The following is a 15,447-nucleotide window of genomic DNA, read 5'->3' on the forward strand; positions in this document are numbered from 1 at the left end:
GTCGTGTTTTTCGGGATAGACGGAGTAGACCATATGGCACAGAAAATTCTAGACGACGACTTCATGTTGCTGGCGCAAGTACTACGCTCGTTCAACCTGGATGAAACGACCAGTGCCGCGCGATTCATTGAAAGCCTAGCACTCGATTTGATTTTTCGCGAAGAGTGGGAACGCATTTGCGGCAATCAACATCAATTGCATTTGTACGACAGGCTCGCCGACGGCATTTTCGAGGCGCTGGAAAATCATGGGAATCTAGAACAATCCGTGCGGGAGAGGGCCTGCCAGCTGCTTCAGCAAATCGAGGCGCAATATGCCAGCCTGCTTGGCGAGATTCGTAAGTCGGTATGAAATGCAGGTCCCAACGAGGCCGGCTGGCGAGCCAGACCTTAATCGTCGGATGGCTGTGGGTGGCGTAGTTGTCGACGATACAGTGGATGTCCAATTCAGCCGGCACCGCTTTGTCGATCTCACGCAAGAAGGCTAGGAACTCATGAGGTCGATGGCGCGGCTTGCAACCGGCCAGCACCGCGCCGTTGAGCACGTTCAGAGCAGCGAACAAGGTGGTCGTTCCGTGCCGCTTGTAGTCGTGCGTGACGCCCTCGACGTAGCCGGACCCCATTGGCAGCATCGGCTGGGTACGCTCAAGCGTCTGGCACTGGCTCTTTTCGTCCACGCACAGCACCAGCGCGTTCTCCGGCGGACTCAGATACAGGTCGACGACATCGCGTAGTTTCTCGATGAAGAACGGGGCGTTGGACAGTTTGAAGCCTTCAGTGCGATGAGGTTGCAGGCCGAAGAGTTGGAAGTAGCGCTGCACACTGGCCTTGGAGATGCCGGTTTCAGCGGCCGCCGATCGTACGCTCCAGTGCGTCGAACCATTAGTCGGCTTGGTGTGCAAGCATGGTCTTAATCAGCTGCGCGACATGCTCATTGTCGATCGTGCGTGGCTTGCCAGGGCGAACATCGTCGTAGAGACTAGCGATGCGGTGTTCATTAAAACGAGTGCGCCACTTGCCCACCGTGGCATTGACCAGTGTCAGTTGCTGGGCGATCAAACTGTTGGCCTCGCCATCAGCGCTACTCAGAATGATGCGAGCCCGGTTGCTGAGTGCTGCAGGCAACGAGCGGCTGCATGCGAACGCCTGTAGTTGCGATCGTTCGTCCTCGCTCAGCACCAGTTCGCTTTTCCGTCTGCCTGTTCTCATCGTGATATCTCCATCAGGAAAGATACCTGATGAACAAGCAAATTTAATGCCAGTTATTTACGGGACAGGAGAAGTGGCTCAGGAAATTCGGACAGTTGGTTAAGTGGCGACTTTGTTTCACAATCTCGGCCGGAAGGTCGAATAGAGGAGCAACAGCATGACCATGCCCGGCGTCAGCGGCGTCGACCTTATCTACTGCATCCGTGCCCATGAATCCAATCCGCCGATCCTGCTGCTCAGCATGCACAATGAACTGCCAATTGCACGCCGGGCCTTGGCCGCCGGCTACCTGACCAAGGATAACAAACCGAAAATACTGATGGCCACTATCGCAAAGCGTTTGTGGGAGGACGTTTCATCGATCCTGAACTGGCGGAACAGATGGTGTTCGGATCCGGCAGCTCCGACCAGCGTCCACCCCATGAACTGCTGTCCGATCGCGAGTTCCATATCCTGCGGCTGCTGGCGCGCGGCAAAAGCGTCAACGAAGTTGCCGAAGAACCGTCGATCAGCAATAAGACAGTCCGCACCCACAAGACGCCGCTGATGCAAAAAATGAATTTCCAGAATAACGCCGAGCTGATGCGCTACGCGATTACCTACAACCTCATAGAATGATATCCAGCCCTGCCCTCATGGATTCTCTGCCGCATCGTCGATGGGAATCGACACCCGGATCGTGGCACCGGCCCCGGGCTCGCTGAAAATGCTCACCTCGCCGCCGAGCATGTGGGCCCGTTCCCGGATGCCGATCAGGCCGAACGACTTCTTCTTTTGCACGCTGGTGTCAAATCCCGTGCCATTGTCGCGCACCTCCAACAGGTAATGCTGTTCCTTTCTATCCAGGCTGATTTCTACCTGGCTCGCTTGCGCATGGCGGCTGATATTGGTCAACGATTCCTGCGCGATGCGGAAAATGGTGGTCGCCCGCGCGTCATCCAGGACGATGTTTTCCTCGCGCACATCCAGGCGGCACGGAATACCGGTATTGGTCGTAAATTCTTCGGTCAGCCACTCCAGCGCCGATACTATTCCCATGTCCAGCGCCGACGGCCGCAGCGACGAGACGACATTGCGCACGACCTTGATGGTGGTGTCGACCAGCGCTACCATGCGTTCGACTTTTCCTTGCAACGATGGATTTTTCCCTCCGAACTCCAAGCCGACCACGGATACTCCCATGCGCAGCGCCGACAAGTGCTGACCCAGTTCATCGTGAATTTCACGCGTCAGGCGCTTGCGCTCTTCTTCCCGCGACGCTTCCAGTTCATAAGCGCGCTCTTGTGCCTGCTGTTCCTTGAGCCGTTGACGGGCCACCAGCCTATGCATGCGGTAGCGATGCATCAAGTACAGCAGCATCAGCGACAACAAGCCGCAAACCACGTAGAAAGTCCTGGTTGACCACCACGGCGACAGAATCACAACCTCGACTTCCGCCGTCGGCGAATACGCCTGCATGGCAGGATTGTCAGCGGCTACCTGAAAACGATAACGGCCGGGAGGCAAAGCCGCGTAGCGCACTTCGGGAACGCTGGTCTTTGACCAGTCAGCTTCCAGGCCTTGCATCCTGTAACGAAAATTCAGGGTCTCGCGGTTCTGGTAAGACAATGCGGCCAGCTTGAAATTGAGCGGGCCGGAGCTCCACGGCAGGCGCACTGGCTGGTCGCGAGCAACGGTTGCGCCGTCGCGTGTGATGCCTTCCACCAGCACATCCAGCCGCAACGGCGCGAACAGCGATTCCGGCCGCAGGATATGGGAGGCGCCGCCGCTGGTCGCTACCCATATCGAGCCGTCGCTGTCTTCATAAAAGGCGTTCAGGTTAGTGTCGTTCCATACCAGCCCGCTTTCCTGGTTGAAAAACCGCCATTGCTTGTGATTCCATACGCCGATTCCGGCGTCCGTAGATACCCACAACCAGCCACGGCTGTCTTCGAGCAGCGCCCCCACCGACCGATCCCGCAGCAGCGACGGCGTAACCTCGCTGATGTCCACCGCCTCACCCTGGTCGACACCGCGCCAGACCTGCCCTGCGTCGCCCCCCAGCCACAGTATTTCGCTATGGGTGCAAGCCATGGCGCTAGGCTGGAAAACCTGCGCCGCCGGCTTGATTCGTGGCTTACGCCATTGCACGCCGTCAAAACGCAGCAGCCCCTTGTCGGTGACAAACCACAGCACGCCGGCCCGGCCCTGGCACCCCTGGGACGCGTTGATATCCCCAATGGAAGGAAACGCCGTTATTTTTACCGGAACCGGATTCGATTGCGGCTGCCTGATGCTGTAAATGCCGATCTCGGTAGCAATCCAGAGTTGTCCCGACTGGTCGAAAAACATGCTGTTGATCGGTGGCAGTTCAGCAACCTTGACGTCAGCTTCAGCGCCGCGCCCGCGGCGTACCAGGAGTCCTGAGAGCGAGCCGGCCCAGATATTGCCTTGGGCGTCTTCAATCGTGTTTCCCCACTGGTGGGAGGTGCCGCCATAGGTTGTTGGAGTAACCGAAAAATACCCAGCCTGCTGCAATGTGGCGGCGCCGGAACGGGTGCCTACATGCAGCAAATCTTGCCGGTCGCGCAAGAACGACAGCACGACATTGCTGGGCAGGCCTTGCCTGGTAGTCCAGTTCTCCCAGTTCGGATAACCTATCCAATGCACCAGCCCATGCCCCGTCGATCCGAGCCAGACGCCGCCGTCGCGATCAAACAGGATGGCGTTGATGCCGCCGCCGACTATCAGTCCGCTGGACTCGCCGAAGGATTCCCAGCGCTTGCCGTTCCAGCGCAGGATACCTTCGTCCTGCCGGCTGAACATCCTGCCGGCGGCGTCCGCCGCCAGGAACGGAACTCCGTGCGCTTTCTGCTGCTGGCTCTGGTCTGGCGAGCGGTCCTGGAAAAGACCGCCCTCCGACGCCAGCACAAAAACCTTGTGTTCACCGCGTACCCAGAGCTGTCCTTGTCTGTCGTGCAGGATAGCGCGCCAATTTTCGCCGGCGGGCAAACCGTTTTTCCTGCCCAGGACCTGCAGCTTTCCCTGGTCGTAATGGCACAGCGCGCGCGCGCATCCCATCCATAAGTCTCCGCGCGCGCCGACATGGATGCTGAACAGGGTCTGCATCTCCGGATAGCGTGACAACTGCCCTGCCTCGAAAAATTCGCGTGCCTGCCAGGATTGGCCGTGGTCCGTCGATTGCACCAGCCACAGCCGGTCTTTGCTGAGCATCAGCAGGCGATCCGGCCCGAGGGTGGCAAAGGTCTGTCCTTGGTAGAACGTGAACTGGACATGTTGAAATTGCATGACCACGAAACGCTGTCCCTGCCACAGGTACAAACCTTCGCTGGTGCCGACCCACAGCCGGCCGCTGCCGTCGACATGCAATGCGGTGATAAACGAATCGGGCAAGCCTTGGCGCAGTTCAAAGCGCTGGAACCGTGCACCGTCGTAACGAAACAAACCGTTCTGGGTGCCAATCCACAAATAGCCGCCAGGCTCCTGCGCCAGCGCGGTGACAGCCATGTTTGTCAAACCATCTGACTGGCTGTAGTAACGCAGCGGCAGCTGCTGGCAAATTGCCGCCGGCAGCAGGAAACCCAGCCACAGCATTACGATCAGTCGACGACGCCAGCGCAAACGCATCATTCAGATTCCTATTGCCGTTTGAGGGCATAAACAAGGCTTTCCTGAGGATGCCTTTGCGACATGATATGGTAAAAAAACCTTTATAGGCATCCAATTGATACGTACCGCTCACACGCTCCACGGCAATCGGAACTAAAATCCAGTATCGTCCAGAAACATGCCATTGGGCCTCAAAAAAAGCTCTTCAGTTCGGCAATAGAAAGATCGCTGGTTTCATGAAAGTGGATCAGTATGGATGCGCCGACCCGCAGCCGGCCACGGCGGATTTTACTGATGGCAGGCCGACTCACTTCCAGGCGCCGCGAAAGTGGAGCGTCGTTTTTTAGTCCCAGCTTGGCGATGACGGCATCCAACATCTTGTTGGCATTTTTGATGTACTCATCCACGCCGCCTGCATTCCTCATTGCTTGCCTTCGGTTGTTAACATGAAATCAACTGTATTTCCAAAAATCTAATCTTGTTTTTATATTCCCTCAGCAGAAATGTTAATCAATCCGAAGGACAGCAGGCATCACGAAATCATGATTTTCAGGTCGGCATGCGAGAAATCGGCGTCGAAAATTCCTTACGCCGCGTCAATTAGCCGACAACAGAACGACATACCATCCGGCATTGTCAATCTTTTTGTCGTAGCTTGTTCATCAGACTGATGACACGCGAAAAGCATACTCCGGTAACGGTGCATCCGTAATCCAACCTGGTGACCCAAGCTGTAACGCTTGGGTCACCAGGTTGTCGCCGATGGCGCACTGCCATCGTTATCGCAGAGTGGCGCCGCCTTGCGTGAAATACTGACTCAGGAGACGGGCAAATTGTCCGCCGTCAGTATTGATCGTGGTTTGGAAGGCTCCCCCTGCTCTGAAGACGATTGCGAAGGTATGGATATCGCCATATTCCTGTGGGTTGCGTAGCATGTAGTCGACACGATTGTAGCGATAGTGTTGATTAGTGCAGCCAGTCGTGGCGGACGGCACGCTCATCGGCGTCTGCCACCATAGGATCGGGAGTCCATTGCTCAGCACGGCGCGATAGTCCGAGATCGCGCTCTGCGATTGGTGGAAATTCGGTGTAGCGATATTGTTTTCGTCCCAATAGAACGACCCGGTTCGTCCTGCGCATTCCGCTGGAGGCGATGCGACTTCCATGCAGCCGGCGTCCCGATCGCTCGTCTGGGCAACGATGAAATCCGCCTGATGTGCTCCAACCGCTTTCATTTCGGCGCCAATCTCAGCCGGGGAGCCAGACCAGAACGAGGGCGGGAATCCGTCCGACAGCAGCGCCCGATCGGCTATCCTTACCAGTTCGCCAGTCGACATCTCGATCGCTGGTGCCTCAACTTGCATCGCCCCGTCCTGTTCAATGAGCAGCTTGCAGATTGACGCAACGAAATTCGGTGTGCCATCGAGATGTATGCCATCCGACTTCACTGTCTCAATCCAAAGATGGGTAACATTCAGCGAGATCGCCTTCATTGCGGCCAAGGTGATCAGAAGTTGGTTGTGGTAGGGCCACCAATCGCTAGCTGGGGCGTTGACGTTGGCATTATTTCGCGCCATATCACCAGAACCCAGCGCACGGCAGTCCAGGTCAATAACTATGTGCTCAATGTTCAGTTCTGCGCAAACCGTCTGCGATGCCAGAATCTCGGCCTTGGCTGCCAACTGGCCATAGTTAATGGTAATGGCTAGGTCGGGGCGCTTCCACCACGCTATCGAAAGCGAATCCACCAAATCCTGACATCTGCTGCCTCCATTTAAACTTGTATTGAGGTAATTGATAGAGTATTAACTTGGAAACTTCAAGTGTCAATGAATTCAAAGCCGAAAAAATATTCCGTTGGGCAACGTATGCCAGCAGCGTAAATTGCCCAGTTCTATCGCCGATAGTAAAGTTCAGAGGTCAGTATAGGTTTGTGAACGATCAGTAGTGAATGAGACAAATCTATCTATTCGAAGCATTTTAATTCATTAATTAACGAGACAATTTCGCATCAAAGCGGCCCTAGTGCTGATGCGGTTTTTTTGTTTTATACCGTCTTTCATTATCTATTTACATCTCTCCCCTTATCGACGCCTTGTTGGCAGAAAACACAAACCATCGCCCACATGCTTACTTTGTGGAAGTCAACTGCGCCAAATAACGCAGGCCGGTGATGCTGGGAAAGAAGCAGTAGACGCCGCCGCGCGTGGTAATCGTGCGGGGAAAGTCTTTCATCACCTTGTTGTTGGAACCGCGCGGGCCTACCTCGGCCAGGGTGAACGAACTGTTCGCCGGATCATTTACGCCCAGGAACACGTCCTCGCCGCTGATGTTATTGACCGCGTTGCCGTCATTTGAGCCGCCCGGCCCGGTGGCCGCTTTCACGAACAGGTATGTCAGATTCCATTCGCTGGTGAGAAATTCGAACTGGTTGTGGATGCTGGCGTTGATAAAGTAGCCGGTCAGGCCGCGCTGCGTGTCGACGGGTTGCAGTGGATCGTAAGACGGCCCGTAGGGCATGGCGCGCCGTACAATCCGATGGTGGGTGCTGTCGGTTCCGTTCACTGCGCCGTTACGCGGGTTGTTGCGGCGGATATGCGAACCTATCGGGCAAATCAGGCCCAGGGTATCATCGCTCGGCGCTACACCGGTGACGTAGTTGAAATTGTTCAATTTCGATGGCGGCAGGAGTTCGCCCGGCGCGTCTGGCGTCAGCTCCAGAGGGTTGCCGTTGCGCCAGCGCCCGCATATCTTGGCAGCCAGCATTTCCGTGTCAAGTCCGGTTTCCTCGGCATGATTGACGAGCATGGCATCGAACCCGGCGACGTCCTGCTCCAGGATGCGAAACGCCGCGTAGCTGCTGTTGATTGACAACTCGGGCGGCGATACCTTGTAGACGCCTCCGAGTTCGTTCTGGTAGCCAAGCAGAAATTCTCCGGTCTTGACCGCCGGCTGATCGTCTGGCGCCTCGCGCTTGGTCGCCGGGGCGCCAATCACGGTCGGCTGGGCAATGCTGTCGCGATAACCGAAATGGACTTTGTTGTCTGGTAGAGCCTGCGCATCCTGCACGCACAGCTCAGCCATGCAGCCTCTAAATGCGGCGCGCAACTTGGCTGATACCGATTCCAATACCGACGCAGATTCCGTTACCCACAAGCTCAACAGTATGTGCACCTTGGCGCCGTCCTGCAATCCGCTTATCCAATTTTGCGGCGCACTGGGGCCGACGTCGCCGACTGCCTGTGCGCTGACCGAACTAGTCGCGCCAAGCTGGAAGGACGCATCAAATGTGGCGAGTTGCTCGGTGTTGAGGCCGAGTTTGGCTAGACCTGGGCAGGTGAAGCTGATGTTGAGAAAGCACGGCGGCTTGGGCTGGATGTGTCTGGCCGTGGTTATTTTTGGCAGGCCGCCGCTGCCGTCCACGAGCGCGCCTATCAATTTCCCGGCGGCCTGCGGATTCGTGATGGACAGGATGAAATGGCGCGCCAGATCGACGCGATAGCCGCGCAGGATGGTGCCTTGTACGTCGTCGTAATCGATTACAGGATCGGCCATGCTATCGCTCCCGGCGTTGAAGTCAGGTTGGGTGACGCATGAGAACGGCCGTCAGGCCGGATCTCATCTCTCATGCGACCAGTATGGAAATGGCAAAAATCAGAAGGCGGCGAGGATCTGTTGTACGGTTTGCGGATAAGCGGAATACAGCGAGACATTTGGCGCGTGTTGCGAAGCATCGTTGGCGGCAATGAAAGCCTGGAATGCGGCGACATTATTGGCGACCGGGATCAGCGCGGCGCCGCCGACGACAAATGACAGCAGTTGATCGAACACGGGACCCAGTTGGGCGACGAAATCGCTGATATAGGCATTGAAATTGCCGTCGTACTCGGTGACGACGCCGATCAGCAAGGAGTTGGAGGGCGCACTGGTGGGCTGCAGATTGGCTTGAGAGCGATCCAGCAGCAGAAAGCGGGCAAAGTGGACGGTACCGATGCCGTTGAGGGCGGCGTCGATTTTTTTACTATTGCCTTCCAGGGCGGCGGCAATCGTCACCAGGCTGGTTCCCGGGATGACGGGCATCATCAGTGTAAGTGGGCTGGTCATGTGAATTCCTTTTTCAGTTGTGAGTGGGAATAGCAACGAGGGTGCGCCAAAAAAACAAAAAAATGATGTGCAGCTGAAACAACAAAACGGCAGAGCGGCGACCAGTGTTTTCAGAGCCGTTGTCGATTTGCGGACGCCGTTGATGCCTCAAGTGACTGCGTTGAAATCGTCGACGGTGAGCGAAGGTAGCATGCATTGGACATGCATCTCAACCTGTCAACAGTGAGAGTGGACAACTGGAAAATACATTGAATAAATCAAACTGCACGACAGCCGCCGAGGTTTCATAGGAACTTGATCCTTGCACTAGGGCCTGTTACCCGGATGCCAGCGAGACCGATGTGCCGATCGTAGCGAGACAACGCACCGAGCGGCGGGCCAATGCCTGGGCGATCGCGAAGTGCTTGAAGCAGCTATCAAAGCCAACTTGTGGAGGAGCGTCGCAGCAACCCCGCGGTCTATAGAGTCGCCTCCTACGGCGTTATCTGATTCTGAGAAGCCTATCGAGGCAAGTAGATGAACGCTCTATCAGGGAACACGTTCGCTCCGACTATGCGGTCAACGTGTTGTCAGCGGAAATGAACGACAGGGGCAACAGCGTGGTCAATTCCCTGGTTTTGTAACCGCCGTTAAAATCGACCGTTGCTTCTCAAGGGATTGGAATCAAGCCATTCATATATTTACCCATGAATGCGCTCACGTAGACGTAACGCAAGCGTATCGTAGCAACTCTTGTTGGCTATCGAAAAGCACAGCGATTCGCCATAGCATCATAAAGCGCATGATGTTCAGGAAGCCATTTTTCCTTGTAATAGTCACAGCGAAGCAACTCGTCAATATTATTACCAACGAACGTCTGCCGATACCACTTCGGCACCTGATATTCCAAAGCATTGATCAATAGATCCCAATCGGTCTGGGAATCAACACAGAGTTCGATGTGGTCCCATTGAGCTCTAACAAGCTCTAGCCAGGTTCGCAATTTGACGGGCAAATCGTCCTTGGAACATATCGCGTGTGGAAAACGCCCGAGTAGTAGGATAGCGGGAGCGCAATTTCTGCTCAACGGGCGGGGTGTCGAAGTCGTTTGACCTGGTATCTGCGACTCTCGCGTCTCAAGCATCTACCCGATCATCCGTTCGCGCCAGCTGCCGCCAGATGAGACTGTCGCGCTCCACACGAAACGGCATAGAGCCAACCTCGTTTCAGGACTCACCACTTCGCGTTCAACCGTTCAGGCACCCCTGAGCTCCATAGACTTCTCGTGGTTCAAGACAAAACGAGGAACCACCATGGGATGCATTTCTTCCAAGCCACTGACGTCGCAAGAAAATTACTACGCCGACCGGTCAAACGCCACGCCGAATCCGCGAGAGTCCGGCCAGTCCCGCTCTGCCGCGGACCGCACACCGTCCGTTCCTCATGGCCTCCTTGCGCGAACGTCCCAGTCGAATCAGGCAGGCAACCTGGCAGGCCGGGCCGGCCTGGACCTGCTCCGATCGCTCTCCGGCAATTCGCTCGAGCGCGAAAAGCAGGCACTGATTTCCCGGGTTGAAAGCGAGGGGGCCAATTTCCGAATCACACCCGAGGAGCGCGCGGACTTCAAATCAGCGTGGTTGTCCATGCACAGCCGAGACTACCCAAGCCCCGAGGCATCGTGGACGCGATCTACCGAGTACATGGATTCCCTTAAAAGGGATCATCCGGAACTGCAGAACATGCACGCTGCAGAGTTGCTCGCAATTCGTGAATGGACCGGCGATGACTACAAGACTCTGCGCGACGTTTTCGAACACGGGAGCGTCGTCACAGCGGAGGCGCTCGCGTGGGCCAAAGCACTCATTTCCGCATTGCATTCTCTGCCCGGCAGCTACAACCATCACGGAACGGTTTATACCGGCAGAAACGAAACGCAGGATTGGGCCCGATCCAACTGCCGGGCCGGCCAAAGGACCGTCAACAGACGATTCTTCTCCAGTTCTGCGGCCAACTTCGGTGCTTTCGACTTCCCCGTGAGCTTCCAGACCAAATCAAGGAACGGCAAGAGGATCAGTTTGTTTTCGTATCAGAGGAGCGAGGCTGAAGTTCTGTTTCCTCCTGGGACGAAGTTCCAGGTGAGCGAGGTCGTTCATCGCCCCGATGGACGCAGCGTAGTCCACCAACGTGAAGTGGGTTGAGTGTCCGCCCTGGCTCCGCAATCTAGTGTAGTGGGCCCAGGGTAAGCAACTGTGTTCCAGGTCAAGCGGTTTCTGAGGACTCGAGATGCTTTGCGGCGTCCCAGGTTACTTGATCCCGGAGCATCGCGTTGAGGATGGATAACAGCTTGCGTTGCACGCGTCAAGTGTAGTGTTTCTGACCCTTTCACAGCCCAGCGCTCTTCCCTCGTGAGCACGTCCTGAGCGCGGATTGTTGATTTACTGAGATGGACCCGACACCACCAATTAGATCAAACTAGCGTTTCATCCAATTTACGTGTGGAGGTCTGTCATGGATATCGACATTCTGGGAATTGATTTGGCCAAACGGGTGTTCCAGTTGCACGGCGCCGATCGTCGCGGCTAGCGCAGGGAGCCTTGGTCCGAATGGTGTAGTACAGCTCGAGGACGTCCCCTGCGAAAGACGGCCATCCGCATTCAGCTTTGAAGTGGAAATCGCTCGCATGTTCAGGAGGAAGTTGGGGCGTCAGACTCAGGTAAATGACGCAATTTAGGCGCTAACCTGTGTCTGGTTATGCAGGGGCAAGATCACCATAAAACTGCCCATGTTTTCCGCGTAATGAGCGAAATATGTTGCTGCTGACTGGACGTTGATCTGGGACGGAGAAAAATAAAATTAGATTACATTGTTGTCGCTCAGAAAATGGATTGTCAAGCTCTCATTGGCAAAATGCAAAGCTCAGGAACAGCAAAGTGCATTGAGCTTCTGGCAACAATTTCACGCATGACTACAGCTACTTCTGATAATTTTAGGCGAAACTCGCCTATATTGGGATCAAACAACACAACGCGGCCGCCAGTTGCGTGGGAAGCAATTACGTGATTGCTGGCTGAGTTGGGGTCTACATTTCCCAACCATATTATATTGGAGGTGCCTGGCCTATTCAGAATTTCCGAAAGTGAGGTCATTGCGGCTTCTTCATCTGTAAGAATATCGACAGCAATGGTGTTTCCAGCTGGACTAACCCCGAATGCTCGTGCCGTCTGAATAAGTGGATCCTCTTGATTATCAGGATCATTGTTGCATTGGAAAACCCTGTTTTCGTATTCTTGGTGCAACTGAAGTACTTCAGTAGTTGATTGACTTAGAGAATTCATTCTGGAAGAGGCATTGCCAGACTGCTTGGCAATTTTATTCATCCAAAGAAAGCTGTATATGACACATGCCCCTGCATGTCCGGGCGCCTCATGTTCCAATATATCACCTTGAACAAACGGCGCGGTTCTATGTACAGCCCAGCTTGACGAACCTCCCACATATGAGTGCTCGTCAACTCGTGGCTGCGACGAACATATGCCATTTAAAACTGCTATTTTTCTAAAGGACGAAATAGAATCTGGGCGATTGGTAGATGTCCGCTTTGGCAGGCTATCCAATTTTGATTTCGATTTTTGATAAGTCGACGAACTCTTTTTATCTAATGCTTCAATATTCTTGGAATTCCTCTGTGACGAGGTTGGGTCGATCGATGGATGATATTGGCCCGTAATGCGAAAGTTTTCCATATTTTACCGAATTGAGTTATCTAATCACCATCATCTCATGGACAAAAAACTCACCTCACCCTCATGCGAAATTTTTGACCGTAAAACGTATTCAAGACTATAACTTCTGCTGGCAACTATTAATTTCAAATTAGCCCACAAGTGGGTCACCCATTAACCATCCCGCGCTCGAAAACGCGGTAAGCAACCGTGAACGTTCGCGCACGATCGGGGAAATGATCATTGACGGGAGCATGCCTGTGTTATGAGGTTTAAGTGACCAGGCTGCTGTGACGCGGATGCGCAAATTGTTTCGCAATCCCAAGGTGGAGTTGGAAGTCATGCGCGAGGTGATTTCTGATCCCTTTCACCGGCTGTACCGGCAGAGAAACCTCATTTTGCACGGTGGCAAGCTCGACAGCGTGGCGCTCACCCCAGGATTGCGTACGGTGGCAAAACTCGCCGGCGCCGGGATGGATCGTGTCACGCACGGACACTACGTCCAGAATTTAAGACCGCTCGAACTGGTCGCCAAGGCCAATATAGTGTCAACCAGCGTCCAATTGTTTCCACTTTATCGGTTTGCTGAGAGCGGTTTTTTCGCTGTTTAAAACGATAAGAATCGTTACCGGTTTCCAAGATGGAAACGGGCACACGCGAGGCCCGGCGTATTGACACTTGCCGATATTCGCTGCATAACATCTGAAGATAATGACATTTCTAGAGTCCCAATATTGGAGAAAATCCCTACGTGAATTTCAGGATTATCTTATTGGAATTTACTCCGACATTCTTCAATATTTATATCAGGGAGTGAAATTAATGCCTATCATAGCTGATGGTGAATGTTGCAGAAAGTAACAATGTATCAACCATTCCGCGGCGCACCTAACCTGAATATTTCAGATTCATTACCAAACGACGAATACATTGAAGTGGTTGCAAAAATCTGTCGAACTAATTGTGGGTTTTAACTTAACTAAGCGGACTTTACGGCGCAGTTCTGGCTTCAAGGCGAAATGCATAATCTGCTTAGCCTGTGTGACGCCCATCTCTAAAATTTGATCTCGTTGTATCGGAAGGTAGATGAATGAAAGATAAAATCGGAGGTGGATAAATGGAAAAGAAAAGAGTGGATAGGAAACGGTTGGTGCTACTGTGGGCCCTTGCGGTTGGTTTGAGCGCGTGCAGCGACAGTGGGGCGGACCCCGCTGTCGTCTCTGATCGAACCTGTCAGATTTTCTGTGTGAACGGAGTAATAAAATAGTACCGAAAGGGAAATTCCATGACCAGCGGTATGATCACAAAAAACCGATGAATCAGAAAGTACCTACGATCTGATTAACCAGTTGCTGGCCCAAGTGCAGAACAAGGACACCGAGTTGATCCATGGCGAATCTGGCTTTGCGGCATAGCTCAAGAAGATGCTGGCTAAGCGTATGTTGGCGGCAAAGCTGAGGCATCAGCTAGCCAGCGAAGGCGAGACAAGTCCAAGGTAAGTTGATCTGACGATGTTCCCGGCCAGCTCGTGTGTCACGTAATAAAATCATGACCTGGCAAATGCCGTAGCCAGCGCAGACGGCTAATTTGTAGCGATTTACGGATATCGTTTCAATTTTCTCAAATATAACAGTTTCGACATGATTGGACGGCCGTGTCTGATCAAGACTATTTCGTTCGGCACTATTTCTAAGTAACATTCGACAATGTTGGACAACTTTTTTACAACCCGAGCGCAGAACACCAATGGATTTGATTGGCGCCGGAGTACGATTACGCGATCAACCATGGTCGACAATGCCTACACGAATACGCAAAATGTACGTCGCTTTATGGCTCGTCAATGCGGGAGCGATTTCACATTCAACAGGGCCTTAGTAGCATGGATTCAAAGCGGATCAAGCAAGAGCATGGGCGATGTTGCAGATGAATGGCTTAGGCAGCAGCAGGCAAAATGGGAATCAAAAAATAAAGTGTAGTAATTCCGACTTGTTAGGACAGTAAGGCCTTGCCAAAGGGCGGGATTACCCGGTTTGATAGAGGTACTAATTTTTATTAAACTAGCGCGTAAGCGCCAAGGAGTACCCTATGCGTAGTGTTCCTCAAAATGTGATCAAGTACAAGGTCAGCCTGCTGAACCTGGCCGCCAAGCTTGGTAACTGTCCCCGCTTGTAAGACGGTTCTACGTCGGAAACCACACCTAGAAATATGATTTAAGAATTTAATGGCCATTAGCCGCCGGCAGAAGATGGAAGCGGCGCGCCGGCTGAAAGATATGGGCGACGTCGCTTCGATATGGTTAGCTTTCTGGTCGTGTTTCCGGCAGAGACAGGCAATAAGAGTCCGCCAACAGGAATAAAAATTTTCAATAAAATCAATGTCATAAAATTTCTTACACCCCCATAAATTCGTGAAAATGGGGAGAGACATTAAAAATACTACAAATTAGTCTCCAGCTGGACATGGTGGTCCGCTGCTCCCACATTGCCCCTTTTAGGTAGCTGGCTTCTTGCGATCTTCGTCCCAAACTAATTGCCATATTAGGATCTCAGCGTTACGCTTCTCTATATCTCCTTACTGGCGAAGCACCATGAGCGTTTTGTCCACAATCCTCAAATTTGGAGCGGAAAGTTCGTCGTTAGTTTGGATAGATGTGGTCCGACTCACCTGCCCTGACTTCGAATTCCGATCCATCCATTCGCTTAGTACCCGAGGGCTGGAAGCCCATACCGTCTAATGGTTTCCCCTACACTTTATAATTTGAAAAGGAAATACGATGGGAAATCTATGCACAGGTATTGGCGGTTCTCATGCGCCCACGACCT

At 53.6% G+C, this 15,447-nt stretch carries 10 protein-coding genes and 3 pseudogenes; 6 read left to right on the forward strand and 7 right to left on the reverse strand.

Annotated elements, in window-relative coordinates; translation table 11 throughout:
* Positions 1-331: 331 nt before the first annotated feature.
* Positions 332-1,208, reverse strand: a pseudogene (locus CPter91_RS21770) (IS630 family transposase); the annotation flags it as partial.
* Between the two features lie 163 nt (positions 1,209-1,371).
* Between CPter91_RS21770 and CPter91_RS27835 the strand changes: the two are divergent.
* Together CPter91_RS27835 and CPter91_RS27455 are read left to right on the forward strand one after the other, a co-directional pair.
* A pseudogene (locus CPter91_RS27835) lies at positions 1,372-1,479 on the forward strand (DNA-binding response regulator); the annotation flags it as partial.
* Positions 1,480-1,550: 71 nt separating this feature from the next.
* Positions 1,551-1,826: a response regulator transcription factor gene (locus CPter91_RS27455; protein ID WP_061944092.1), complete on the forward strand. Its 276-nt coding sequence runs from the start codon at positions 1,551-1,553 to the stop codon at positions 1,824-1,826.
* A 15-nt stretch (positions 1,827-1,841) separates the two neighbouring features.
* On the opposite strand, the gene CPter91_RS21780 is transcribed toward CPter91_RS27455, so the two are convergent.
* The 5 genes from CPter91_RS21780 to CPter91_RS21800 all read right to left on the reverse strand — a co-directional run bounded on the left by CPter91_RS21780 (position 1,842) and on the right by CPter91_RS21800 (position 8,921).
* Entirely contained in the window at positions 1,842-4,838 is a 2,997-nt protein-coding gene (locus tag CPter91_RS21780) for a sensor histidine kinase (protein WP_061944095.1), read from the reverse strand.
* Positions 4,839-5,008: 170 nt separating this feature from the next.
* A complete protein-coding gene (locus CPter91_RS21785; protein ID WP_061944098.1) occupies positions 5,009-5,242 on the reverse strand; it encodes a hypothetical protein in 234 nt (77 codons plus the stop codon).
* A gap of 354 nt (positions 5,243-5,596) precedes the next feature.
* Positions 5,597-6,565 (reverse strand): 7-cyano-7-deazaguanine synthase, encoded by a 969-nt coding sequence (locus CPter91_RS26055; protein ID WP_205631627.1) that lies wholly within the window; start codon positions 6,563-6,565, stop codon positions 5,597-5,599.
* 382 nt (positions 6,566-6,947) lie between these two features.
* On the reverse strand, positions 6,948-8,372 hold the full coding sequence (locus CPter91_RS21795; RefSeq protein WP_061944101.1) for a Dyp-type peroxidase: 1,425 nt from the start codon (positions 8,370-8,372) through the stop codon (positions 6,948-6,950).
* 99 nt (positions 8,373-8,471) lie between these two features.
* Positions 8,472-8,921 (reverse strand): hypothetical protein, encoded by a 450-nt coding sequence (locus tag CPter91_RS21800; RefSeq protein ID WP_150119789.1) that lies wholly within the window; start codon positions 8,919-8,921, stop codon positions 8,472-8,474.
* A gap of 1,292 nt (positions 8,922-10,213) precedes the next feature.
* On the opposite strand from CPter91_RS21800, the gene xopAI reads away from it, so the two are divergent.
* Positions 10,214-11,098 carry a type III secretion system effector XopAI gene (xopAI, locus tag CPter91_RS21805; RefSeq protein WP_061944107.1) on the forward strand — a complete coding sequence of 295 codons (885 nt, stop codon included), beginning with the start codon at positions 10,214-10,216 and terminating at the stop codon, positions 11,096-11,098.
* 690 nt (positions 11,099-11,788) lie between these two features.
* Here xopAI and CPter91_RS26060 read toward each other — a convergent pair.
* On the reverse strand, positions 11,789-12,643 hold the full coding sequence (locus CPter91_RS26060; RefSeq protein WP_082793156.1) for a YopT-type cysteine protease domain-containing protein: 855 nt from the start codon (positions 12,641-12,643) through the stop codon (positions 11,789-11,791).
* A gap of 287 nt (positions 12,644-12,930) precedes the next feature.
* Between CPter91_RS26060 and CPter91_RS27090 the strand changes: the two genes are divergently transcribed.
* The 3 genes and pseudogenes from CPter91_RS27090 (at position 12,931) to CPter91_RS26070 (ending at position 14,601) form a co-directional block, all read left to right on the forward strand.
* A complete protein-coding gene (locus CPter91_RS27090; protein ID WP_205631628.1) occupies positions 12,931-13,233 on the forward strand; it encodes a hypothetical protein in 303 nt (100 codons plus the stop codon).
* 726 nt (positions 13,234-13,959) lie between these two features.
* Positions 13,960-14,106, forward strand: a pseudogene (locus CPter91_RS27890) (IS256 family transposase); the annotation flags it as partial.
* A gap of 222 nt (positions 14,107-14,328) precedes the next feature.
* The gene (locus tag CPter91_RS26070; RefSeq protein ID WP_082793160.1) at positions 14,329-14,601 is read left to right on the forward strand and encodes a DUF6434 domain-containing protein; all 273 of its coding nucleotides are present in this window, start codon (positions 14,329-14,331) and stop codon (positions 14,599-14,601) included.
* The last annotated feature ends 846 nt before the right edge of the window (positions 14,602-15,447 follow it).

The sequence above is a fragment of the Collimonas pratensis genome, from assembly GCF_001584185.1.
Taxonomy (GTDB): domain Bacteria; phylum Pseudomonadota; class Gammaproteobacteria; order Burkholderiales; family Burkholderiaceae_D; genus Collimonas; species Collimonas pratensis.

Coding starts and splice junctions, on each gene's coding strand:
- CPter91_RS21780 (WP_061944095.1), bottom strand. CDS start 4,838: ATGATGCGTTTGCGCTGGCGTCGTCGACTGATCGTAATGCTGTGGCTG.
- CPter91_RS21785 (WP_061944098.1), bottom strand. CDS start 5,242: ATGAGGAATGCAGGCGGCGTGGATGAGTACATCAAAAATGCCAACAAG.
- CPter91_RS21795 (WP_061944101.1), bottom strand. CDS start 8,372: ATGGCCGATCCTGTAATCGATTACGACGACGTACAAGGCACCATCCTG.
- CPter91_RS21800 (WP_150119789.1), bottom strand. CDS start 8,921: ATGACCAGCCCACTTACACTGATGATGCCCGTCATCCCGGGAACCAGC.
- xopAI (WP_061944107.1), top strand. CDS start 10,214: ATGGGATGCATTTCTTCCAAGCCACTGACGTCGCAAGAAAATTACTAC.
- CPter91_RS26060 (WP_082793156.1), bottom strand. CDS start 12,643: ATGGAAAACTTTCGCATTACGGGCCAATATCATCCATCGATCGACCCA.
- CPter91_RS26070 (WP_082793160.1), top strand. CDS start 14,329: ATGTTGGACAACTTTTTTACAACCCGAGCGCAGAACACCAATGGATTT.